General features: G+C 63.4%; 21 protein-coding genes and 1 tRNA gene. 15 read left to right on the forward strand and 7 right to left on the reverse strand.

Translation table 11 applies throughout. The annotated features are described in order from the left end of the window. Positions 1-57: 57 nt before the first annotated feature. Positions 58-2,469, forward strand: coding sequence for a mechanosensitive ion channel domain-containing protein (locus AAF563_07055; protein ID MEM7121014.1), 2,412 nt, complete (start codon positions 58-60; stop codon positions 2,467-2,469). 107 nt (positions 2,470-2,576) lie between these two features. On the opposite strand, the gene AAF563_07060 is transcribed toward AAF563_07055, so the two are convergent. From AAF563_07060 to AAF563_07085, 6 genes are all read right to left on the reverse strand, one after another. Then, entirely contained in the window at positions 2,577-3,527 is a 951-nt protein-coding gene (locus AAF563_07060; GenBank protein ID MEM7121015.1) for an SDR family oxidoreductase, read from the reverse strand. Then, complete coding sequence (gene queG, locus AAF563_07065; GenBank protein MEM7121016.1) at positions 3,527-4,657, reverse strand: tRNA epoxyqueuosine(34) reductase QueG; 1,131 nt, start codon at positions 4,655-4,657, stop codon at positions 3,527-3,529. The genes AAF563_07060 and queG overlap by 1 nt, the downstream gene beginning before the upstream one ends. After that, positions 4,657-5,325 (reverse strand): glutathione S-transferase family protein, encoded by a 669-nt coding sequence (locus AAF563_07070; protein MEM7121017.1) that lies wholly within the window; start codon positions 5,323-5,325, stop codon positions 4,657-4,659. The genes queG and AAF563_07070 overlap by 1 nt, the downstream gene beginning before the upstream one ends. Positions 5,326-5,455: 130 nt before the next feature. After that, positions 5,456-6,157, reverse strand: a complete 702-nt coding sequence (locus tag AAF563_07075; GenBank protein MEM7121018.1) for a hypothetical protein — start codon at positions 6,155-6,157, stop codon at positions 5,456-5,458. A gap of 309 nt (positions 6,158-6,466) precedes the next feature. Continuing rightward, on the reverse strand, positions 6,467-10,999 hold the full coding sequence (gene gltB / locus AAF563_07080) for a glutamate synthase large subunit (protein ID MEM7121019.1): 4,533 nt from the start codon (positions 10,997-10,999) through the stop codon (positions 6,467-6,469). Positions 11,000-11,009: 10 nt separating this feature from the next. Further along, the gene (locus AAF563_07085) at positions 11,010-12,458 is read right to left on the reverse strand and encodes an NAD(P)-dependent oxidoreductase (GenBank protein MEM7121020.1); all 1,449 of its coding nucleotides are present in this window, start codon (positions 12,456-12,458) and stop codon (positions 11,010-11,012) included. 256 nt (positions 12,459-12,714) lie between these two features. Between AAF563_07085 and AAF563_07090 the strand changes: the two genes are divergently transcribed. Then, complete coding sequence (locus AAF563_07090) at positions 12,715-13,503, forward strand: undecaprenyl-diphosphate phosphatase (protein ID MEM7121021.1); 789 nt, start codon at positions 12,715-12,717, stop codon at positions 13,501-13,503. Between the two features lie 28 nt (positions 13,504-13,531). Here AAF563_07090 and AAF563_07095 read toward each other — a convergent pair whose 3' ends face one another. After that, the gene (locus tag AAF563_07095) at positions 13,532-14,482 is read right to left on the reverse strand and encodes a complex I NDUFA9 subunit family protein (GenBank protein ID MEM7121022.1); all 951 of its coding nucleotides are present in this window, start codon (positions 14,480-14,482) and stop codon (positions 13,532-13,534) included. Between the two features lie 119 nt (positions 14,483-14,601). On the opposite strand from AAF563_07095, the gene AAF563_07100 reads away from it, so the two are divergent. From AAF563_07100 to ptsP, 13 genes are all read left to right on the forward strand, one after another. Further along, positions 14,602-14,688 (forward strand) — tRNA-Leu (locus tag AAF563_07100). Positions 14,689-14,755: 67 nt separating this feature from the next. Next, positions 14,756-15,367: a ribonuclease D gene (locus tag AAF563_07105; protein ID MEM7121023.1), complete on the forward strand. Its 612-nt coding sequence runs from the start codon at positions 14,756-14,758 to the stop codon at positions 15,365-15,367. A gap of 117 nt (positions 15,368-15,484) precedes the next feature. Then, positions 15,485-16,156: an LPS export ABC transporter periplasmic protein LptC gene (gene lptC / locus AAF563_07110; protein ID MEM7121024.1), complete on the forward strand. Its 672-nt coding sequence runs from the start codon at positions 15,485-15,487 to the stop codon at positions 16,154-16,156. Next, positions 16,153-16,677, forward strand: a complete 525-nt coding sequence (lptA, locus tag AAF563_07115; GenBank protein ID MEM7121025.1) for a lipopolysaccharide transport periplasmic protein LptA — start codon at positions 16,153-16,155, stop codon at positions 16,675-16,677. The genes lptC and lptA overlap by 4 nt, the downstream gene beginning before the upstream one ends. After that, positions 16,674-17,462: an LPS export ABC transporter ATP-binding protein gene (lptB, locus tag AAF563_07120; protein ID MEM7121026.1), complete on the forward strand. Its 789-nt coding sequence runs from the start codon at positions 16,674-16,676 to the stop codon at positions 17,460-17,462. Before lptA ends, lptB begins: the two co-directional genes overlap by 4 nt. Positions 17,463-17,471: 9 nt before the next feature. Continuing rightward, entirely contained in the window at positions 17,472-18,962 is a 1,491-nt protein-coding gene (gene rpoN, locus AAF563_07125) for an RNA polymerase factor sigma-54 (GenBank protein ID MEM7121027.1), read from the forward strand. A 188-nt stretch (positions 18,963-19,150) separates the two neighbouring features. Continuing rightward, entirely contained in the window at positions 19,151-19,447 is a 297-nt protein-coding gene (raiA, locus tag AAF563_07130; protein ID MEM7121028.1) for a ribosome-associated translation inhibitor RaiA, read from the forward strand. 51 nt (positions 19,448-19,498) lie between these two features. After that, on the forward strand, positions 19,499-19,963 hold the full coding sequence (gene ptsN / locus AAF563_07135; protein MEM7121029.1) for a PTS IIA-like nitrogen regulatory protein PtsN: 465 nt from the start codon (positions 19,499-19,501) through the stop codon (positions 19,961-19,963). Between the two features lie 6 nt (positions 19,964-19,969). Further along, positions 19,970-20,419 carry an HPr kinase/phosphatase C-terminal domain-containing protein gene (locus AAF563_07140; protein ID MEM7121030.1) on the forward strand — a complete coding sequence of 150 codons (450 nt, stop codon included), beginning with the start codon at positions 19,970-19,972 and terminating at the stop codon, positions 20,417-20,419. Next, positions 20,412-21,329 (forward strand): RNase adapter RapZ, encoded by a 918-nt coding sequence (gene rapZ, locus AAF563_07145; GenBank protein MEM7121031.1) that lies wholly within the window; start codon positions 20,412-20,414, stop codon positions 21,327-21,329. Before AAF563_07140 ends, rapZ begins: the two co-directional genes overlap by 8 nt. After that, entirely contained in the window at positions 21,326-21,730 is a 405-nt protein-coding gene (locus AAF563_07150) for a PTS sugar transporter subunit IIA (GenBank protein ID MEM7121032.1), read from the forward strand. The genes rapZ and AAF563_07150 overlap by 4 nt, the downstream gene beginning before the upstream one ends. 36 nt (positions 21,731-21,766) lie before the next feature. Next, the gene (locus AAF563_07155) at positions 21,767-22,027 is read left to right on the forward strand and encodes an HPr family phosphocarrier protein (protein MEM7121033.1); all 261 of its coding nucleotides are present in this window, start codon (positions 21,767-21,769) and stop codon (positions 22,025-22,027) included. After that, complete coding sequence (gene ptsP / locus AAF563_07160; GenBank protein ID MEM7121034.1) at positions 22,020-23,792, forward strand: phosphoenolpyruvate--protein phosphotransferase; 1,773 nt, start codon at positions 22,020-22,022, stop codon at positions 23,790-23,792. Before AAF563_07155 ends, ptsP begins: the two co-directional genes overlap by 8 nt. The last annotated feature ends 153 nt before the right edge of the window (positions 23,793-23,945 follow it).

Here is a 23,945-nt window from a genome sequence, read left to right on the forward strand (position 1 = left end):
GAACGCGTGCCGCCACGACCACGACGATTGGGCCACGCCCTCTGGGCGGCTGCCGCCGTGTTGATCGCTTTCGTGTTGGCTCAGCCCATCGCATCGGCGGAGGACGATGTCAGTCAGCGCGCGACGTCTGATCTCAGCGCTTCCTGGAGCCTGACGCTCGACGCCGCCGAGGCTTACATCAGTCAGATTGACAGCACGCCAGAGGAAACGACCTACTTCCTGGAACAGGCAAGGCGGGTCGACAAGGAGGTCGACTTTGTCACCGCGAACGCCCTGGCCCGGATCGAACAGATTGACGAACTTCTAGCGACCATCGACGACGAGCGCCGGGGAGAAACAGTCGACCAGGTCGTGATCGACCAGGCACGCGCCGACCTTGAGCTGGAGCGTTCGGACCGGCTGAACCGGCTGGCGATTGCGGCCATTGTGAACGACCGCGCGGAACGCGTTGTTCAGGAGCTGGCGAGCGACGAGTGGCTGGCTTCCGGAATATGGACACGCTCGTCCTTCTCGCCGTCGTTGTCGACATTCACACAGGCTGTACCGGCAGCCGGCTCTATCGTTGCCAGCATCCTGCGCTCGCCCTTGATCTGGATATCCGAGTTCGACCAGCAGCCGATAGCCGAAGAAGAAACGGTGATTGGCCTTCTCGGCCTGATCGTCACGGTGGGACTGGGTTGGATCGCGCGCTACTTCATCCTCAAGCGATTTGGCCGCGACCCCGCGATCACCGAACCCAGCTATTCGCGCCGCTTCATCGCGGCACTGGCGATCGGTTTTGCCGGCGGCATCATTCCGGCGTTCGTGGTCGGCCTGTTTCTCTATGACCTCTCCAGAACGCAGGCGATTCTGACCGGCGACTTTGCCGCCGCATTGCAGGGCGCCGGTTATGCCGTCACCTTCCTGTTCCTGGCCTTCGCTTTGATCAGGGGCGCGCTGTCGCCCGAATTGACGACATGGAAGATCACCGCGTTGACACCGGACTCCGCGCGACGTTTGAGTTGGCGATGTCAGGTGCTGGCGGTCGTCATCGCGATTGACATCTTCTTCACCATCGCCGGCAACGAGAGCAGCGTCAGCCCGGCGCTGCGCGCCGTCGAGACGTTTGTCACCACGGTGGTCGAGGGCCTGGTTCTGTTGTCTCTTGCTTCGCCGAGCGTTTGGCAGCGCGAGGCCTCGGCGAAGCAGACCGGCGCCATCGAAGACGATCGCGGCGTCATCTCCCACCGCATGTGGGTCTGGATACGCCGCGCGACCGCGCTGATCGTCATCCTGGGCCTTGCCAGCTCCATTCTGGGCTACATCGAGCTCGGCAGCTTTCTGATCAAGAACATGCTGTCGACGGCGATCGTCATCGCGGTCATGTTCTTGTTGCGCGAAGTCCTGCGCGAAACGATCGGGCTCATTACCCGCTCCTACCTGATGCGGGAGAGATTGCGCGCCAGCCATCGAACCCGGCGAACCGTGAAGTTCTGGTTACGGCTCATCCTCGATCCGCTGATGGTTGTCCTGGCTCTCCTCATCCTGGCCAACATCTGGGGCGTGCCGTTCAACCGCCTTGCCGCCTGGACCGGAGAGGCGCTTGAAGGTTTCAACGTCGGCAACGTTCAGATCTCGCTGATTGACGTTGCGTTGGGGCTCCTCACCTTCGTCGTCGTCATCGTCATCATGCGCCTGGTCCAGACCGTGCTGCAGGATCACATCCTGCCCGAAAGCGGATGGGATGAGGGAACCCAGCATTCCGTGCTATCGGTGCTCAGCTATGTCGGTTTCACCCTGGCGACGGTGCTGGGCATTGCCGTCATTGGTGTCGACATGACGACCATCGGCCTGATTGCCGGCGGTCTATCCATCGGCATCGGTCTTGGTCTGCAGGGCATCGTCAACAACTTCTTATCGGGCATCATTCTGTTGATCGAACGGCCCGTGAAGGTCGGTGACTGGGTCATCGTCGGCCTGCACGAGGGCTTCGTGAAGCGGGTCAACATCCGCGCGACCGAGATCGAAACCTGGCAGCGCGCCAGCGTCATCGTGCCGAATGCCGAGTTGCTGAACACTTCGGTCACCAACTGGACCCACCATGACCGCATCGGCCGCATGGAGATCAGGCTGCGCGTGCCGCGCGGCACCGACGTCGATCTGGTGCAGGAGATCATGATGGAATGCGCCCAGAAACATCCCAGCGTCGCATCGTGGCCGGAGCCGTCGGCGCTGTTCATGGACTTCGGCGAGAACGGCCTGGACTTCGAACTCCGCTGCTTCACGTCCGATAACGTGTGGGTCTACTTCATCGGCAGCGATCTGCGCTTCGCCATCAACCGGCGTCTGCGCGAAGAAGGTATCGAGATGGCCTTGCCGCAACGCGTTATCCGTATGGCCGAAGAGGAGCCGCCGCCACGGCCGCCGCGCGATAAGCCCGATGACGAAGCAGAACCCGAAGGGGCCGATAAGCCGAGCCCCGCGACCTAAACGTCGTCATGTCCTCCCTCTCCCCGGCGAGGGAGAGGGATGCCTAGGCTTGGGCGCGTCAGCGCCCTAGACGGAGCTGGGTGAACGGGCTGGCGCGATGCCCTGGTCTAGGCGTCCTTTCGCGCGCTGACGCGCGACCCCTCACCCCGACCCTCTCCATCAAGGGGAGAGGGAGTCGATGGACCACCGTCGGCGGTCTTGGCGAGATCGGCAGGAATACCATCGCGATAGCTCGGAAAACGCAGTCGCACGCCAAGCTCGTCTTTGATCCGGCTGTTATCGACCCGCTTGTTGTCGCGATAAAAACTCTTCGCCATGTCCGAGAGATCGGCCTCGTCAAACGGGGTCTCCGGCGGCGGCTCCAGACCGAGCAGGTCGCACACATAGGCGACCACCTTGTCGGGCGCCTCTGCTTCGTCGTCGCAGACATTGTAGATGCGCCCGGGACGAATCTGGGCCATCGACGCGCGCAGGACCTGGATGATGTCGTCGACATGAATGCGCGAAAACACCTGGCCAGGTTTGACCACCCGCTTCGCCCGGCCCGACTGCACCTGGCGCAAAACGCCGCGGCCCGGACCATAGATGCCGGCAAGCCGGAAGATGTGGACGGGCATGCCGTAGCGTTCGGCCATCATCAGCCACATTTCTTCGGCCTCGGCGCGCCGTCGGCTTCGATCCATGGTCGGCGCGGCCGGGGTGTCCTCGTTCACCCTGCCGCCGCCATGGTCACCATAGACGCCGGTGGTCGACAGATAACCCGCCCAAACGAGATCCTCCAGCGCGGCAAGGTCGCCGCCGTGCCAAAAAACCGGCGGCGCCGGCATATCCGGTTGCGGTGGTATCGAGTCGAGCAAATGGGTGGTCCCGGCCAGCGCCTGTAGCGCGTTCTCCATGGCCGCCGTCCCGTCGAAGACGTAGGTCTCGATCCCTTCACCCTTCAGCTTCGCCTGCTTGTCGGCCGAACGCACCGTGCCGGCGACCGTCCAGCCTTCGGCCTTGAGCTCGCGCGCGAGCGCCAGGGCGCTGAAGCCCAGGCCAAAACAGAAGAGCTTCATCAAGCTGCATTCTCCAGTTCGGGTCTTTGCCATTCACCGCGAACGTAGCCGTCGTTTTCGTTCGGCAGATAGCGCGTGCGCATGGCGTCGAACCGGTCGAACGGCAACAGCCGGGCAAGCGCCCAGACGGCCATCGCCCGCACCAGGGGCGACGTATCGTCAAGGCGCGCTGTCGCGGCGTCGACCAGCGCCGGATCGCCGCTGTTGCCGATCGCGATCATCACGTTGCGCACGAAGCGGTCCCGTCCCGTCCGCTTGATCGGCGAACCGCTGAACAAGCTGCGGAAGCCCGCGTCATCAAGCTCGGCCAAGTCGGCCAGGCGCGGCGCCGTCAGCTCGACGCGCGGCAGAAAAGCCGGCTCACGCGTCGCGGCAGCGAACTTGTTCCAGGGACAGACCGCCAGGCAGTCGTCGCAGCCATAGATCCGGTTGCCCATGGGGATACGAAACTCGCGCCCGATATGGCCTTTGTGTTCGATCGTCAGATAGGAAAGACAGCGCCGGGCATCGAGACGGTAGGGCGCGGGGAAAGCGTTGGTCGGACAGACATCCAGGCAGGCCCGGCAGGATCCGCAGTGGTCGACTTCCGGTTCGTCGGCTTCAAGATCCAGTGTCGTGAAGATCTCCCCCAGAAACAGCCATGAGCCGAACTGCCGCGACACCAGATTGGTGTGCTTGCCCTGCCAGCCGATCGGCGTGCGCGCGGCAAGCGGCTTTTCCATCACCGGTGCGGTATCGACGAACACCTTGACCTCGCAACCCGCCCCGTCCGCGACGCGCCGTGCCACCGCTTTCAGTCGTTTCTTCATGACGTCGTGATAGTCGCGGCCCTGGGCATAGACCGAGATCACGGCGCGATCGCGATGGTCGAGCCGTGCCATCGGATCGATGGCCGGACCATAGTTCGCACCGACGACCAGAACACTGCGCACCGAGGGCCAGAGGGTTGTCGGCGCGGCGCGTTCATCGACGCGCCGTTCCAGCCAGTCCATATCGCCGGCATAGCCGGCCGATAAGAAGGCATCCAGTCGCGCACGGTTTATCGCTTCAGGTTTGGCGATGCCGACCGTGTCGAACCCGGCCTCGCGGGCATACTGAATGAGGGCGTTCCGGTGTGCTTCAGCGTCCATCAAAAGTCGAGGTCGTCATAATGCGACGATGGCCTTAAGCCCGGGATGCGATCTTCCAGCAGCGGTTGGAAAGACGGCCGCGACTTGACCCGGGCATACCAGTCTCGCGCGGCGTCCTGGTGGGACCAGGGTACGTCGCCGATATAGTCGATCGATGAAAGCTGCGCGGCCGCCGCGACATCGGCCATGGAAAAGCGCTCGCCGGCAAGCCAGGCCCGGCGTTCGGTCAGGTAGGCGATGTAGTCCAGGTGCACACGGATGTTGGCGAGCCCGGCGCGCACCGTCGCGGAGTCCGGTTCACCGCGCCCCAGGAACCGCTTCATGACCTTCTCGCCGAACACGTTGCGCGTTGCTTCCTGATAGAACTTGTCGTCGAACCAGGCGATCAAACGGCGCGTCTCCGCCCGCTCCGCCGGCGTCGCGCCCAACAGGTCGGGCTGCGGCTGCACTTCATGCAGGTACTCGGCAATCGCCGAGCTGTCGGCAATCGCGGTGTCGTCGGCCTCGACAAGGACGGGCACGCAACCGGCGGGGTTGAGGCTGAGAAACTCATCGCGACGCTCCCAGACATTCTCGCCGCGCAGTTCGAACGGCAGCCCCTTTTCCTTCAGGGTGATGCGAACTTTGCGACAGAACGGGGAAAGCGGCATGTGATAGAGAATGCGCATGCCGCGAAGCTACTTGATGGCGCCGACGGCGCAAAGGGAGAGATTAGCGACGGCCGAACAATCGACATTCAATCGGCCATACTGACGCGAACGCGACGACTGGGTCCGCCTCGATGGCGGACCGGGATAGCTAAGCCAGGAAGTCCGATTCAGGGCTGTTCACCGACAGGTCGATGTATTCCACATACTGGCCAGGCGGCACGCGCTTCAAACAATCGTGGCTCACACACGCCTCGACCAGAGCCTGCACCGGCCCGCGGCCGCCCTTCTTGCGATCGATGTGGATGGCCGACGCGCCACCAGCGGCCAGCGGAAACACATCCGAGCATCCGACTGGACGCACGGCGAGGTCGTAGCCCAAGGCGACCTGATCGTCCGACAGCAACTCGAAACGATCCTGCGCATGGCGACCACGCGCCGATACGACCCAGTTGCTGGCCTCGTCCGGCAGAATCAGGTTCATGGTCGCGAAGCATGACGCCGACGGCCCGCTGCCCCACTCGACCCCTTCCGGCACGATCAAAGACAGGCACATGGCGACGGCACCGGGCAGCGAGACACAATCGACCGGCACCGGCGCCAAGGTCAGGTGAACGTTGTGGGTCGAGGTGTCCGTGTCCTTGCGCGACGTCGCGACCTCGGCCAGCTCCATGTCGGAGAGACAGCCGCGCCTGACCAGAATAGAGGCCAAACGGCCGCCATTGGCAGCCTGGGTTTGGAGCGCATCGAACAGCTGGTGGTCGTTGATCAGGCCGTATTCCTGCAGCATCCGGCCCAACCGAATGTCGGTAGCCTGGATCGTTGCACCCGCGCCAGCCGTGCTTATAGCCATGTCAGCCCCTCACCTCACGCTATCCGGACGATCAAAAGGATCATCCGCACTATCCATTTTAGTTAGGGCTCAGGGGTATTCCTGTGACGCCGCGCACAGTTCGGCGGCCTGACAGGGTTACGGCGGTGGATAACCGGCACTCCTGTGACGATTGCAGTCGACCATTGTGCGCTCTCGCGCAACCAGCGCCAGCCCCCGCCCAGCCACCCCGAGGATGCTGCCATGGGTGGCCTCGGCGAAAACGCCTCTCGGCGTTTTGCCCCGGAGGCGGGGCCGTGGGCTGGTGATGTCAACGAGGGTGAATAAGCTCTAGGCGATCTCTTCGGCCGGGGCGCCGTCCAGCGGTTCGACCAGCCGGCCCACCATCTCCTTCGGGCAGATCTGCCAGAACCGGCCGATGTGTAAATCCCACTCGCGCAACAACTGGAGCGCGTAGGCAGACTGGGTGAGATCGGCATGATCGCCAACCAAATCCTTCAAAACGGCCTCCCAATGCTCGCTGGCGAGGCGCTGGAAGACGACGGAGTCGCGGTTGATATCGCGCGGCAGCGTCTCGGCGGGGTCGTAGATGAAGGCCATGCCACCGGTCATGCCGGCCGCGAAATTGGGGCCGACCGGCCCCAGGATCACCGCCGTACCGCCGGTCATGTACTCGCAGCCGTTGGAGCCGCAGCCTTCGACCACCACGTCGGCGCCGGAATTGCGCACGCCAAAACGCTCGCCGGCCTGGCCGGCGGCGAACAACCGGCCGGATGTCGCGCCATAAAGCACGGTGTTGCCGATGATCGTGTTCGACTGCGACGGGCGGGTGCTGGAGGCCGGCGGCCTGACGACGATGGTGCCACCGGACAGCCCCTTGCCGACATAGTCGTTGGCGTCGCCGAAGACCTCCAGGTGCAGACCCTGAACGGCGAACGCGCCGAGCGACTGACCGGCCGAACCGCGCAGGCGCACGGTGATGTGGTCGGGCGCCAGCCCGCGCATGCCGAAACGACGGGTGATCGCCGAACTCAGCCGCGTGCCGACGGCACGGTGGGTGTTGCGGACATTGTAGGCAAGCTGCATCTTCTCGCGTTCGTCCAGCGCCGCGCGCGCATCCTTCAGCATTTGGGCATCCAGCGTATCCGGCACCTCGTTGCGGCCTTCCAGCGTGCAATAACGCGCACTGTCGCCGGCATCGGCCTGGACCAGGAGCGGATTGAGGTCGAGGTCGTCAAGATCGGCGCTGCCGCGGCTGACCTGCTTCAGGAGATCGGTGCGGCCGATGACCTCGTTGAGCGAGCGGAAGCCGAGCGAGGCCAGGATCTCGCGCACTTCTTCCGCGATGAAGCTGAACAGGTTGACGACCTTTTCCGGAGTCCCCTCGAACTTCTTACGCAACAATTCCTTCTGCGTGCAGATGCCGACCGGGCAGGCATTGGAATGACACTGGCGCACCATGATGCAGCCCATGGCGACCAGCGACGCCGTGCCGACGCCGTACTCCTCCGCCCCCATCATGGCGGCGATGACGACATCGCGGCCGGTGCGGATGCCGCCGTCGGTTCTGAGCGTCACCTTGTCGCGCAGTCGGTTCAGGGTCAGCACCTGGTTGGCTTCCGTCAGTCCCATCTCCCACGGCGCGCCGGCGTACTTGATGCTGGTCTGCGGGCTGGCGCCGGTGCCGCCGACATGGCCGGAGATCAAGATGACATCGGCCTTGGCCTTGGCGACGCCGGCCGCGACCGTGCCGACGCCGGCCTGGCTGACCAGCTTGACGCAGACCTTGGCGTCCGGGTTGATCTGCTTGAGGTCGTAGATGAGCTGCGCCAGATCCTCGATCGAATAGATGTCGTGGTGCGGCGGCGGCGAGATCAGCATGACGCCCGGCGTCGAGAGCCTGAGGCGCGCGATCATCTCGGTCACCTTAAAGCCGGGCAACTGACCGCCTTCGCCGGGCTTGGCGCCCTGTGCGATCTTGATTTCAAGCTCACGGCAATGGGTCAGGTATTCCGCCGTCACGCCGAAGCGACCTGACGCCACCTGCTTGATCGGCGAGTTCGCGTTGTCGCCGTTGGGACGCGGGTTGAAACGCTCGGGGTCCTCGCCGCCCTCACCTGAATCCGATTTCGCGCCGATCCGGTTCATGGCGATGGTCAGTGTCTCGTGCGCCTCCGGCGACAAAGCGCCCAGCGACATGCCCGGCGTGACGAAGCGCTTGCGGATCTCGGTGATCGATTCGACCTCGTCGATCGGCACCGGTTCGGCATGGGAACGTGTCGCCAGGAGATCGCGCAGGTCGAACGGCGGACGGTTCTGCATGCCCTCTGCGTAGCGCTTGTACATCTGGTAGCCATCGGTCGCGACGGCGGTCTGCAGCGTATGGATCAGCCCCGCCTCGAACGCATGCGCCTCACCGCCGCGGCGATAACGGTAGATGCCGCCGATCGGCAAGGCGATGACGTCATCGCCGAAGGCATCGTCATGCAGCCGCAACAGACGGCTTTGAATGCCGGTCAGGCCAATACCGGAAATGCGCGACGGCATACCGGGGAAGAACTCGGCCACCAAAGTGCGCGACAGGCCGACCGCCTCGAAGTTATAGCCGCCGCGATAAGACGACAGGACCGAGATGCCCATCTTCGACATGACCTTCAGGAGGCCGTCGTCGATCGCCTTCTTGTAGCGCGCGATGCAGGTCTCCAACGACATGTCGCCGAACAGGCCGCGCCGGTGGCGCTCGGCGATGCTCTCCTGCGCCAGATAGGCGTTCACCGTGGTCGCGCCAACGCCGATCAGGACGGCGAAGTAGTGGACATCCAGGCACTCGGCCGAGCGGATGTTGAGCGAGGTAAACGTGCGCAAGGACTGGCGCACCAGGTGGCCATGCACCGCGCCGGTCGCCAGGATCATCGGGATCGCGGCGCGCTCCGGCCCCATGGCTTCGTCGGTCAAGATGACGTGCTCGCAACCGCCACGCACCGCGTCTTCGGCCTCGCGCCGAACCCGTTCGATCGCCTCCTGCAGCATGTGTTCGGAGCGCCCGCCAATGGGGAACGTGCAGTCGATGGAGACGGCGGTCTCGCCCATGTAGCGGCGCATCGCCTCGAACTCGGCGCTCGACAGCACTGGCGATTCAAGCTGCAGAATGCGCGTCTGGCTTTCGTCCTCGTCCAGGATGTTGGAGAGGTTGCCGAGCCGGGTCGCCAGCGTCATGACCCGGCGTTCGCGCAACGAGTCGATCGGCGGGTTGGTGACCTGACTGAAATTCTGGCGGAAAAAGTTGTGCAAGCCGCGGTAACGGTCCGACAGCACCGCGAGCGGCGTGTCGTCGCCCATGGAGCCGATTGCCTCCTTGGCGTCCTCGACCATGGGCTGAAGGATCAGTTCCAGATCCTCGATCGAATAGTTGGCGGCGCGCTGATGGGTCTTCAGGTCGCCGGCGCTCAACGCGCGCTTCTCATCGGTGTGGGCGCCGACGCCGATCAGACTGTCGATATGGGTGATGTTGCCGATCCAGTCGCCGTACGGCTGCTCAGCGGCAAGCTTTTCTTTGAGGGTCATGTCGTCATAGAGGGAGCCCTCGACGAGATCGACGGCGATCATCTGACCGGGACCCAATCGGCCCTGGCGCACAAGGTCGGCCTCGGCCAGCGGCACCATGCCGGTCTCCGAACCGACGAACAGAAGGCCGTCCTTGGTCTCCGAATACCGCATGGGGCGCAAACCGTTGCGGTCCATGCCGGCGATGATCCATTGGCCGTCCGTCGCGGCAATCGCGGCCGGGCCGTCCCACGGCTCCATGACACAGTTGCAATAGCTGTAGAGCGAGCGCACGGCGTCGGAAATGTCGTCGCGGTCGGCCCATGCCTCGGGGATCAGCATGGTCTTGACCAGCGGCACGGAGCGCCCGGCGCGCACCAGCAGTTCAAAGGTCGAATCAAGTGCGGCGGAATCCGAACTGCCCGACTGAATGACCGGCTTGATGACATCCATGTGGTCGGCGAAGACGCCGTGACTGATGCGCGCTTCGTGGCTTTTCATCCAGTTGATGTTGCCACGCACGGTGTTGATCTCGCCGTTATGGGCAAGCAAACGAAACGGCTGCGCCAGCGACCAGGTCGGGAACGTGTTGGTCGAATAGCGCTGGTGAAAGATCGCGAAGTTCGACACGAACCGCGCGTCGAGCAGGTCGGGATAAAACGCCGACAGCTGCTCGGCCAGAAACATGCCCTTGTAGACGATCGACCGGCAGCTCAACGAGCAAATGTAGAAGTCGCCGATATGGGCGGCCAGCACGCGCCGCTCAATCTGGCGGCGAATGATGAAGAGATCACGCTCGAACTGGCCATCGTCGACACCGTGCTCGTTGGCGATCATGACCTGCTCGATCTCCGGCCGCGTCGCATTGGCCTTTTCGCCGATGATCGTGCTGTCGATCGGCACCTGACGCCAACCGAAGACGCGGTAACCGAATTGAAGAATCTCCGATTCGACGATCGTGCGGCACGTCTCCGCCGCGTTCAGGTCGGTCTTGGGCAGGAACACCATGCCGACCGCCAGCCGTCCAGCACCCGGCGCGTGGCCGGTGTGCTCGATGTGCTCCTTGAAGAAATCCTGGGGTATCTGGACCTGGATGCCAGCGCCGTCGCCCGTCTTGCCGTCCGCATCCACCGCGCCGCGATGCCACACGGCCTTCAGAGCATCGATCCCCGCCTGCACGACGTCGCGCCGGGGCGTGCCGTCGATCGACGCAACAAAGCCGACACCACAGGCATCGCGCTCGAAGCCGGGATCGTAAAGGCCCTCGCGCGCCAATCGGGCGGCCTCAAGGGCGCTTTCGCCGTACGCGATCTTCGTCATGGCATCCCCCTCAACCGGCGGCGCGCAGCGCAACGGAATCCGCGCCGGCTTTCGCCTGCAGATACTGGTGAATGCCTTCGGCCGCGTCGCGCCCGTCGCGCACGGCCCACACCACGAGCGAGGCGCCACGCACGATGTCGCCCGCGGCGAAAACGCCATCCAGGTTGGTCGCGCCCGTCGTCAGTTGCGATTTAACCGTGCCCCAGCGCGTCGTCACCAGATCGGGCACGTCAAACTGCGCGGGAATGTCCTCGGGATCGAAGCCAAGCGCCTTCAGGACAAGTTGGGAGTCCAGACGATACTCCGAGCCGGGAACCGGTTGCGGTGTCAGCCGGCCGCTCGAGTCAGGCTCGCCCAGACGCATTTTGACCGCGCGCACGGTATCGACATGGCCGTCGCCCTGGAATGCCTCCGGCAGCGCCAGGAACTCGAACGTGACGCCCTCTTCCATGGCATAGGCGACTTCGCGCTGGCTGCCCGGCATGTTGCCGCGGTCGCGTCGGTAAAGACAGGTCACCGCCTTGGCGCCCTGGCGCACCGCCGTGCGCACGCAATCCATGGCGGTATCACCGCCGCCGATGACAACAACGTCCTTGCCGGCCGCGTTCAACGCGCCGCTGTCGAATGCCGGAACCGTGTCACCCAGACCTTTGCGGTTGCTGGCGATCAGATAGTCGAGCGCCGGCACGATGCCGTCCAAACCGACACCGGGCGCCTTGATGTCGCGCGCCGTATAGACGCCGGTTGCAATCAGCACGGCGTCATGGCGTTCGCGCAGTTCGGCGAACGACACATCGCGGCCAACATCGGTGTTGGGGTGAAGACTGACGCCGCCCTCGGCCAAAAGGTCGACACGGCGCGTGACGACGTGCTTCTCCAGCTTGAAGTTGGGAATGCCATAGACCATCAGACCACCGAACCGGTCGTGCCGGTCATAGATCGCAACTTGATAACCGCGTCGTCGCAGCATCTCGGCCGCTGCCATGCCCGCCGGGCCGCCACCGATGATGCCGACCGACTGCTCACGCTCGCGCCGCGGGCGCGGCGGCTTGACCCAGCCGTTCGCGAAAGCGGTTTCGGTGATGTACTTCTCGACCGAGCCGATGGTGACGGAATCGAACCCCTTCTCGATCACGCAATTGCCTTCGCACAGGCGATCCTGGGGGCAGATACGGCCGCAGATCTCCGGAAAGTTATTGGTCGCCGACGCCACCTCATAGGCCTCTTCGAGCCTGTCCTCGGCGGTCAGCATCAGCCAGTCGGGGATGTTGTTGTGCAACGGGCAATGCACCTGGCAGAACGGAATGCCGCATTGCGAGCAGCGCGACGCCTGTTCGACGGCGAACTCGCTCTGGAATTCGTCGAAAATTTCCGCGAAATCACCGCGCCGAACGCTGGCGTCACGCTTGGGTGGCCGGCGTTGCGCCGTATCCACGAATTTCAGCAGTTTCGCTGACATCTTATTCCCCAGGGCGGCCCCACCGTGGGGCCAGTTCGGCTCTATAGGTCAAAAAACGGCGCTGTGCGAGAGGAATCTACAAACAAGGGCAATAATAGTGACATTAATTTATCGTGCCAATTGCCCCTTCCGGTCCCATACCAAATTTGCCGACTCGGGACGGAATCTTTAGGTCCAGTATACTTACCTATTTATTCCCAACCTATCCACCGCAGGGGGGTGTTAGGATGCGCGCGCAGCCGGTCGGAGGGCGCGTTTGACACTATTCCAGCTTGCCGTGCTGGCGGTTATCCAGGGTATCACCGAGTTTCTGCCCATCAGTTCCTCAGGCCACCTGATCCTGGTTCCCGAACTGACCAGTTGGCCCGATCAAGGGCTGCTGATCGACGTTGCCGTCCACATCGGCTCCCTGTTGGCGGTGGTGCTCTATTTCATCCGCGACATCTGGCGCCTCACGCGCGGTCTCGTCGCGCGCGGCAATGCCAGCACACGGCCCCAGGTTGGTATGCTGATCGGCGCCACCATCCCGGTCGGGATCGCGGGCTTCGCGCTGCACGAGATCGGCCAGGAGAACCTGCGCGATCCGCAGATCATCGCCTGGGCAACAATTGTCTTCGGCATTCTGCTCTATGTCGCCGACCGCGTCGGCATGACCTTGCGACGCATGGAGCACATGACGTGGGGCGCGGCGATGACCATCGGGTTTGCCCAGGTCCTGGCGCTGATCCCCGGCACCAGCCGTTCGGGCATCACCATGACCGCCGCACGGATGCTGGGGTTCGAGCGTGCCGATGCCGCGCGGTTTTCGATGCTGTTGTCGATCCCGGTCATCCTGGCGGCGGGCCTGCTCGCCGGGATCGATCTCTACCAGGCCGGCGACGCCAGCTTGACCACCGCTGCTCTGGTCGCTGGCGGTCTGGCCTTCGTGGCCGCCTACATCGCGATATGGGGCCTGATGGCGTGGCTGCGCCGCGCCAGCTTTACGCCCTTTGTCATCTATCGCCTGGTGCTCGGCGCCGGCCTGCTGATCTGGATCTATACCTGAGCCAGCCGCGGCCCGTGCCTGACTTGTCCTAGCCGAACTTGGGCCGGCCCTTCAGACCGCCGCGCCGGTACTGGGCGAGATAGGTCGGCACGATGACTTCGACGGTCGTTGGGTTGATGCCGAGGTCCGCCAGTCCCGGCTGGTTGCCCGACACCACATTGTCGATTTGCATCAAACGCACCTGGTCGGGCGTCACCAATGGCACCGGCATGAACTGCAGGAACAAGGCCTGCAGATGGGCCACCGCATAGGGCAATGGCAGCAGGGCGCAACGACGCTGGGTCTCGCGCACGACGATCTTCATGAGGTCGCGGAAGCTGTAGACGGTCGGCCCGCCCAATTCGAACGTCTGCCCCTGCGTCGCCGGATCGTCCAGACAGGCAACGATGGCCGAGGCGACGTCGCACACATAGACCGGCTGAAACCGGGTCTTGCCGCCGCCGAAGAGCGGCAGAATGGGCGACATGACCGCCAGCTTGGCGAACAGGTTGAAGAAGCCGTCCTCGGGCCCGAAGACGATACTTGGCCGGATGATCGTCGCAGCTGGAAAGGTCTTCCGAACGATCTTCTCCGCCTCTGCCTTGGACGTCGCATACGTGGACGGCGAATCTTCGGACGCGCCGATCGCTGATATCTGGATCAAGCGCTCGACACCGTGGGACTTGGCCGCGTTGGCGATATGGCGCGCTGCCTCGACATGGGTGCGCGCGAAGTTTTGGCGCCCGCGCTGGTACAAGATGCCGACCAGGTTAATGACTGCCTCAGAGCCATGGATGGCCGCCTCGACCGAGGCCTGGTCACCGACATTGGCGGCAATGGGGACGATCTGCCCGACATCGCCCAAGGGCTTCAAGAAAAGCGCAGCTTCCGGGTCGCGGCCGGCGACGACAATGCGCCAGCCGTCATCGGCCAAGCGCTGGACGACATAGCGCCCGATAAAGCCGGAACCGCCAAAGATGGTGATCTGACGTGGAACCATGGGTTTCTCCAGGCACGCGCGCCCCCGCGTGGCGGGCATCTTATCGCCGGAACAAGGCCAGACAAGCAAGCACGAAGCCGTTGACAGCGCCGGGCCGTGCGCATAGTGACACACCCCGAGCCCAGGTGGCGGAATTGGTAGACGCGCAGGTTTCAGGTACCTGTGGGGGAAACCCCGTGGAAGTTCGAGTCTTCTCCTGGGCACCAAGTTCTCGGATCGTGCGCCAAGGCGGCACGCTCATAGGCAGGCATCCTGCGACAGAACGGTTCCTCTATGGCGCATATTCTCTATCAAGGTGATTTGCCGGACGATCTCGACCTCGGCCCGGTCGTCGCGATCGATACCGAGACCATGGGACTAGATCTCAGCCGTGACCGGCTGTGCCTGGTTCAGCTGTCATCGGGCGACGGCAACGCCCATCTCGTGCAGTTCAAGAAGGGCGAATACGACGCGCCCAATCTAAGCGCGCTCTGCACCAATCCGGATGTGCTCAAACTCTTCCATTTCGCGCGTTTCGATCTGGCGGCGCTGTATCGCTATCTGGGCATCGTGTGTGCCCCCGTCTATTGCACGAAGATCGCGTCGAAGTTCGTGCGCACCTTCACCGACCGGCATGGTTTGAAGGATCTGTGCAAGGAACTGCTGGACGTCGATATCTCCAAGCAACAGCAAAGCTCGGATTGGGGCGCCGAAGAGCTGACCAACGATCAGTTGAAGTATGCGGCGTCGGATGTGCTGCACCTCCACCGTTTAAGGGAACGGTTGGACGAGATGTTGGTCAGAGAGGGACGCGACGGCTTGGCGAAGGCATGTTTTGACTTCCTTCCCTACCGCGCCCAGCTCGATCTCTTGAACTGGGACGAGCCGGACATCTTCTCTCACTGATCAAAGGTAGGGCTTGCGCCGGTTACCGGCGGCCCCACCTATGTGGTAAGTTATTGAAACAAAAAGACGCGCTGCGCTTTCCAGGGTGGCTGCCACGACACCCGATTCGGAGTGACTGTGACGACAGAGCAGATTGATAGCCGCCAGGCTGGGTCACACGGCTGGGTGGTAACACCCAATGTCCGCCGTGGCCGCCTGACTGGCGGCTATAGCCGTTTTGTCGGCTTTATGCGCTGGCTGCTGCCGATCGGCGCCGTGGCGCTGGCAGCCGCGCTGATTGCATGGCCGTACCTGGAATCGCGCGAAGATGGCTTCACGCTGATGATGTCGGATCTGGAGGTCGACGACGCCGGCCGTCTGGTCATGGATAACGCCCGTTTTCTGGGCACCGACGACAAGGGCCAGCCCTATACGGTGACGGCAATCGCGGCCTGGCAGGACCCCAACGAGGACGAAATCATCAATCTGGAGACGCTTCAGGGCGATATCACGCTGCAGTCCGGTGCCTGGATCGCCGTCAGCGCGGCAACCGGTCGCTATGACCGGCCGGCCGAAAGGCTGATCCTGGAGCAGGACGTCAGCGTCTTCACCGACGAAGGTTATGAGCTCCACACCGATATTGCCGAGTTCGACCTGAATCAGGGCACCGGCTGGGGCGACAGGCCGGTCTCCGGTCAAGGTCCGGCGGGGCTATTGGAAGCCCAGGGCTTTCGCATGTCGGAAGGCGACGGCAAGATTCACTTCATCGGCCCTGTCCACATGACGCTGTTCCCCGGAGCCGCCGAATGAAACGGGTAATCGCAGGCCTGACTCTGGGCGCTCTGCTCTTCGCCGCGCCGGTTTATGCACAGGTTGTCGATTCTGGATCCCACGACACGTCGCTGCCGATCGCCATCGCGGCCGACGCCATGGAGGTTGAGCAAGAAGCCCAGCGGGCGATTTTCCTAGGTGCTGTCGACGTAGAGCAAGGCGATCTGCGCCTCAAAGCCGACAAGCTGATCGTCTACTACCGCGACAAGGATGCCCAGGAGGACAACGCTATCTATCGCATCGAAGTCATCGGCAATGTCATCTTCGCCGCGCCAAACGAGACTGCAAAAGGCGACGAAGGCGTTTATGATGTCGATGTCGGTACCATAACACTGTCGGGCGATGTCGTGCTGACCAGCGGCGATAATGTGATTCGTGGCAACGAAGCCATCATGCACCTGGAAACGGGCAAGAGCGAAGTGCGCGGTGGCGCCGGCAGCGATGGCCGCGTCGAGGGCCTGTTCGTTCCGGACAAGACCGACGAGGAGGGGACAGAATGACCGACTCCTCGTTGACCAGCTTGACCCAGGCCGCCAATGCCGGGCCGCAGCTTGTCACCGACAATATCGGGCTGGTGGCCGAGAACCTGGGCAAGAGCTATCACAAACGCCCGGTTCTGCGCGACGTCAGCGTCGGTGTCGAACGTGGCGAAGCCGTCGGTCTGCTGGGCCCCAACGGCGCCGGCAAGACGACCTGCTTTTATCTGATCACCGGCCTGATCACCGCTGACTCCGGCACCATTTCGCTGGATGGCGACGACATCACCGACCTGCCGATGTACCGGCGCGCCCGGATGGGCATCGGTTACCTGCCCCAGGAAGCGTCGATCTTTCGCGGCATGACCGTGGAAGCCAACATCCGCGCTGTCCTTGAGGTGGTCGAAAAGAACCGCGAGGTTCGCGAGCACATGCTGGACGAACTGTTGGCGGAGTTCTCGATCTCACATTTGCGCCGCGCGCCCGCCCTGGCGCTTTCGGGCGGTGAGCGGCGGCGTGTCGAAATTGCCCGCGCGCTTGCCTCGCGCCCCAGCTTCATGCTGCTGGACGAGCCGCTAGCCGGCATCGATCCCATCGCGGTGGGCGAGATTCGCGAACTCGTCTCACATCTCAAGGATCGCGGGATCGGTGTCTTGATCACCGATCACAACGTCCGCGAGACATTGGATATCATTGATCGCGCTTACATCCTCCATGAGGGTACACTGATGATGGAGGGCGCTCCCTCCGAGATTGTCGCCCACGAGGGCGTCCGTCGAGTCTATCTGGGCGACCGCTTCCAGCTTTAGGCATTCATCATGGCAATGTCCGCCAAACTTGATCTTCGGCAGTCACAGACGCTTGTCATGACGCCGCAGTTGCAGCAGGCCATCAAGCTGCTGCAACTGTCGAACATCGAGTTGGCGGCCTTCGTCGAGCAGGAACTGGAACGCAATCCGCTTCTGGAGCGCGGTCAGCCCGACGCCGATACCGGCGAGGCACCGGCCGACCAGGTGGCGGACGCGCCGGCGGATAACGGCGCGGCGGCCACCGAGCTCAGCGGCACCGAACAGCCGGCCAGCGAACCCGCCGAAGGCGGTGACGACATCGCCGAAGGTTCCTATGACTCCAGCCCCTTGTGGCAGGGGTCGATGTCGGGCGGACGCTTTGATGGCGAGGATCTGGCCGGCGTCGAACAGACCATTGCCACCACCGCGTCGCTTTATGACCATCTGGCGCGACAGATCTATCTGGAGATCACCGAACCGGCGGAACGGATTGCGGCGACCTATCTGCTCGACCTGCTCGACGAAGCCGGCTATCTGGTCGGCGATCTGGATGAGGCAGCGCGGCATTTGGGCTGCACGCGCGCCTTCCTGGATCGCGTCGTCGACAAGGTCCAGCACTTCGATCCACCTGGCATCTTCGCCCGCGATCTCAAGGAATGTCTGGCGCTTCAGTTGGCCGATCTCAACCGGCTCGATCCGGCCATGCAGGCGCTGCTCGACAACCTGGAGCTCGTCGCGAAACGGGATATGGCCGAGCTTAAGAAGTGCTGCGGCTGCTCCGAGGACGACATCGCCGACATGCTGGGTGAATTGAAAGCGCTCGATCCCAAACCTGGTCTGGCGTTCGATGCCGAGCCCTCCCAGACGGTCATTCCCGATGTCAACGTCAGACCCAAACAGGGCGGCGGTTGGCAGGTCGAGCTGAACAGCGACACCTTGCCGAAGGTGCTGACCAACCAGCGCTATTATGCGGAGATCAGCGGCGGCGCGCGCAACAAGGCCGACAAGGAGTTCCTGGCCGAGAAGTGGAACTCCGCCAACTGGCTGGTCAAGGCGCTCGACCAGCGTGCCCGCACCATTCTGCGGGTCGCGCGCGAAATCGTGCGCCAGCAGGATCTCTTCCTGATCAAGGGTGTCGAGCACCTCCGCCCGCTCGTCCTGCGCGATATCGCCGAGGTGCTGGAGCTGCACGAAAGCACCGTCAGCCGCGTCACCAGCAACAAATACATGGCCACACCGCGTGGCATCTTTGAGTTGAAGTACTTTTTCACCGCCTCCATCGGCAGCACCGGTGACGGGCCCGCCCATTCCGCGGAGGCGGTCCGGCACCGAATCAAGGCGCTGATCGACGCTGAACCACCAGATAAGGTGCTTTCCGATGACGGCCTGGTCGAAATACTGAAGGCCGACGGCATCGATATCGCCCGGCGAACGGTCGCCAAATATCGCGAATCCATGCGGATTCCGTCCTCGGTTCAACGCCGCCGCGACAAGAAAATACAAGCAAAATCAAAGAGTTAGGCTCAAATTTCGACCCAGGTTGCAACCACGCTTGAGTCGGGCCACATCCAGCGTTATATGTGCGCTCCCCAAATTGGGGCCGGAAGACCGGGCGGGCGCGCCGGTGGTCCGAGGAGACCGGGGACGACCGGTCGCCCGATGCATCCGCATCGACCCGATGACGCTGCGTTTACGACACAGGAACCAACATGAAGATCGCCGTAACCGGGCATCAGATTGATATTGGCGATGCCCTGAGACAGCACGTGGCCGAACGTTTGGAACATGGCGTCAGCAAGTATTTCGAGGATGCGATCGAGGCGCATATTCGGTTCTCGCGCGAGGGCAATCTCTATCGCGCGCATGTCTCTGCACATGTCGGCAAGGATATCTCCGCCGAAGGCCAGGCCGACGACGCGGACATTTACGCGAGCTTCAACGCCGCGGCCGAACACGTGGAAAAGCAACTACGGCGCTTCAAGCGCAAACTGCGGGACCATCATTGAGGTGATGCCCGCCGTACAGACATGGCCGGTGGGCTCGCCCAAGGGAAGACCATGGAGATAACCGACATTCTGAAGCAAGACGCTGTCATCGCCCATCTGAAGGCCGGCAGCAAAAAGCAAGCGCTTCAGGAACTGGCCCATCACGCCGCCGGCACCGTCGGCATTGATGAGCGCGCGATCTTTGATGCCCTTTTGGAGCGCGAACGGCTCGGCACAACCGGCGTCGGCCTGGGCATCGCCATCCCGCACGCGAAAATGCCCAATTTGGATCGGCTGCACGCGCTCTTCGCGCGGCTCGATACGCCGGTCGACTTCGAGGCGATCGACGAACAGCCGGTCGACCTCATGTTCCTCCTGCTGGCGCCCGAATCAGCAGGCGCCGATCATCTGAAGGCACTGGCCCGCGTCTCGCGCCTGCTGCGCAACCAGGTGGTCTGCGAGAAGCTGCGCGGCGCCGATAGCGCCGAGGCGATCTTCGCCCTGCTCTCCGACACCGAGGCCAGCCAGGCCGCCTGATCCCAGATGACCTTGATCCATGGCACCTCGATCCTTGTGGCGGGTGCCGGTGTTTTGCTCCGAGGCCCGTCGGGCAGTGGCAAGTCGGATCTGGCGTTCCGTTTGATCGAGGCCGGCCAGGCCATTCTGGTCGCCGACGATCAGACCGATCTGCGGCCCGCTGACGGCCAACTCCACGCAACCTGTCCTTCCAAGCTGGCCGGTCTGATAGAAGTCCGGGGTGTCGGTATTCTGCGCCGTCCCCATAGGACAGAAGTAACGATCGGTCTCGTCATCGACCTCGTCTCTCACGACGAGGTGCCACGCATGCCCGATGCGCTGACGACCTCATTGGAAGGGGTCAAGCTGCCGCACTTGAGCCTGTGCGCGTTCGAGGCCTCCGCGACAGCGAAAGTCGTGGCGGCCGCCGAGGGTATTGCCGCAGCGCGCAGCAAATCCCGCATCGCCCATGCCTGACGCGCGTAACGAGGGCGATCTGCCGCTGGTGCTGGTAAGCGGTCTCTCCGGCGCCGGGCGCAGCACGGCGCTGCGCGCACTGGAAGACGAAGGTTATGAGGCCGTCGACAACCTGCCGATGTCCTTGTTGGATACCCTGATCACGGCCGAGACCCAGCCGCCCCACGGGCTCGCCATGGCGGTCGACGTTCGTTCCCGAAACTTCGATGCCTCGGCATTCGTCGCCATCGTCGAGCGCCTGCGCAAACGGCCGGGCGTGGCGTTGAAGCTGATCTTCCTGGACAGCGACACCGACGTCCTGCAGCGCCGCTACACGGAGACCCGCCGCACCCATCCCTTGGCCGGCGAACGCTCGGTTACGGCCAGCATTGAACTGGAGCGGGGCCTGATGGCGGTTGTGCGCCATGCCGCCGATCTGGTGATTGATACCAGCGACCTGAGCGGCGCGGACCTGAAGCGGATCATCGTCGGCCAGCTCGCTTTACAGGACAGCGCTCGCCTGGGGCTGTTCGTCACGTCGTTTTCCTACCGCCAGGGCCTGCCGCGTAACGCCGATCTGGTGTTCGATGTTCGTTTCCTGGCCAATCCCCATTATGTCGAGGATCTCAACCCGCTCACCGGCCGCGACGAGCCGGTTGGCGCGTTCATCGAGCAGGACCCCTCATTTCAGCCATTTTTTGACCGTTTAGGCGGTCTTTTGGCCGATTTGCTGCCGGCCTACGAGCGCGAAGGCAAGTACTACCTGACCATCGCGATCGGCTGCACCGGCGGCCAGCACCGCTCGGTTTTTGTTGCCGAGCGCCTTGCCGCTCTGTTAAGCGAAGGCCACCGCGTCCACCTGGAGCACCGCGACCTCGCTTCGGCACTGGCGCGCAACAGGGACGCCAACAAAAACAGCGACGCATCATGATTGGCTTGGTACTGGTGACTCACGGGCGGTTGGCCGAGGAGTTCGTCGCCGCCACGGAACACGTGGTCGGCGAGCAGCGCAATGTCAGAACCGTCTGCATCGGCCCGGATGACGATATGGAACAGCGGCGTAAGGACATCCTGGCGGCGATCGGCAAGGTCGATGACGGCGACGGCGTCATCCTGCTGACCGATATGTTCGGTGGCACGCCGTCGAACCTGGCGATCTCTGTCATGGATACCGGCAATGTCGAGGTGATTGCCGGCATCAACCTGCCGATGCTGATCAAGCTGGCGGGCGCGCGCGAGACCGAGACCCTATCCAGCGCCGTCGCCCAGGCGCAGGAGTCGGGGCGCAAGTACATTAATGTTGCGAGCAGCTTGCTGAACGCACGAGGTTAAGCGGCCATGTCCGGCCGGAAGACAAGGGCCGGGGAAATGGGCCTTCAACTGTTGATCATCAACGAGCGCGGCCTGCACGCCCGCGCCGCCGCGAAGTTCGTTGCGACGGTGCAGGAGTTCGAGGCCGACGTCGAAGTCAGCAAGGACGGCATGTCGGTCTCCGGGCGCTCAATTATGGGATTGATGATGTTGGCGGCAGCACCAGGCACCACCATCGACGTCACCGCCGAAGGGCCGGACGCACCGGCGGTTCTCGCCGCCCTGCAGTTCCTGGTCGATAACCGGTTCGATGAGTAGGCAACGCAAGACATCGCGCTCGAACGTCATCCTGCGCGGATTGGGTGTCGCGCGTGGCATTGCCATCGGACCGGCGCATGTCGCCGAGCGCGGCACGCTTGACGTGCCGACCCACGAGGTCGCGAAGTCGGCGATCGACGACGAAATCAAACGCTTCCACACCGCGATTGCCGAAGCCGGCAAGCAGATCGACAAGTTGCGCCGCAAGGCCTCGTCCCTGCCCGAAAGCGCCGCCGAGGAACTCGGTTACCTGCTCGACGCCCACAACCACATGCTTGAGGGCTCACGCCTTGTGCGCGGTGTCGACAAGCGCATTCGCGATGACCGCCTGAATGCGGAGGCCGCCGTCTCTCAAGAGGTTTCCGAAATCGCGCTGGTCTTCTCTCAGATGGAGGACAGCTACCTCGCCGCGCGTGGCCGCGATGTTCGCGATGTCGGCCAGCGGCTGTTGCGCTGTCTGATGAAGACGCCTTATCAGGCGTTCACGGATCTGCCGGAGGGGTCGGTGATCGTTGCCGACGAGCTGACGCCGGCCGATACCGCGCTGCTTGATCCGCACAAGGTCGCCGGCTTCGTCACCGCCACAGGCGGCGCCCAGGACCACACCGGCATCATGGCGCGCTCGCTGGGTTTGCCGGCGGTCGTCGGCATGGCCGAACTGCTGCAGCAGGCGCGGCCCGGCGATACGGTGATCGTCGACGGTGGCGCGGGTCAGATCATCCTGAACCCGGATGCCCAGACGATGTCGCGCTATCAGGAGCGCCGCGCCGAGTTGATGCGCCAGGCCCGTAAGCTCGACCGCCTGCGCAACGTGCCCGCCGTGACCCGCGATCAGGAACTGGTCAAGCTGCAGGCCAACATCGACCTTCCCAACGAGATCGATGCGGCGCTCTCGTCAGGCGCCGAAGGCATTGGCCTCTTCAGGACAGAGTACGTCTTCATGAACCGCGACGACCTGCCCGACGAGGACGAGCAGTACGTTCAGCTGCGCAGCATCGTCGAGGGGATGGAAGGCCGGCCCATCACCATCCGCACCTTGGATGTCGGCAACGATAAGCTGCCCTATTCGCTCGACGAACATATGGGTGCCAGCCCCAACCCAGCGATGGGCCTGCGCGCCATCCGCCTATCGCTGAAGTTCCAGAAGCTCCTGGAGACGCAGCTCGCCGCTATTTTGCGCGCCGGCGCCCACGGGCCCGTGCGCATTCTGCTGCCAATGATCAGCAGTCCCCAGGAAGTTCGCGAAGTGCGCGACGCCATGCGCAAGGTCGTCAGACGTCTGAAGCGGCGCAAGGTCGCGATCGCCGATCCGCTGCCGCCGGTCGGCGCCATGATCGAGATACCCGGCGCGGCGCTCGCCGCCGACAGCCTGGCGCGCGACTGCGAGTTCTTCTCCATCGGCACCAACGACCTCACCATGTACACGCTCGCCATCGACCGCGGCGACGATCAGGTGGCCCATCTCTACAGCCCGCTGCATCCGGCCGTTTTACGGCTTATCCAGTTCACCACGGCGGCGGCCTTGAGGGCGCGCATCCCGATCAACGTGTGCGGTGAAATGGCGGGCGACGAGCGGATGACGGCACTCTTGCTGGGGCTTGGCATCCGCGACCTCTCGATGACCGCAACGGCCTTGCCGCGGGTCAAGCAGCGTATCCGCGCGCTCGACCTCAACGAGGCGACGAAACGCACCCAGACCATCATGGACCAGTCCGATCCCGGCATGGTCGCCGTGCTTTTGGACGACTTTAACGCGCTGCCATGAGCCCGATCGCACCCCATCGGTACGATGGAATGCGTGAATCGGTCTCTCATCAAGAAGGGCAGAGCACGGACCACGTTTCGATTGTTTAACCCAGAACGATCGTGCTCTGACGCATCTTGCCTGGACGGCCGGGGTCCCCATTTGTTAAGCCGT

Source organism: Pseudomonadota bacterium, from assembly GCA_039028155.1.
Lineage (GTDB): Bacteria > Pseudomonadota > Alphaproteobacteria > SP197 > SP197 > JANQGO01.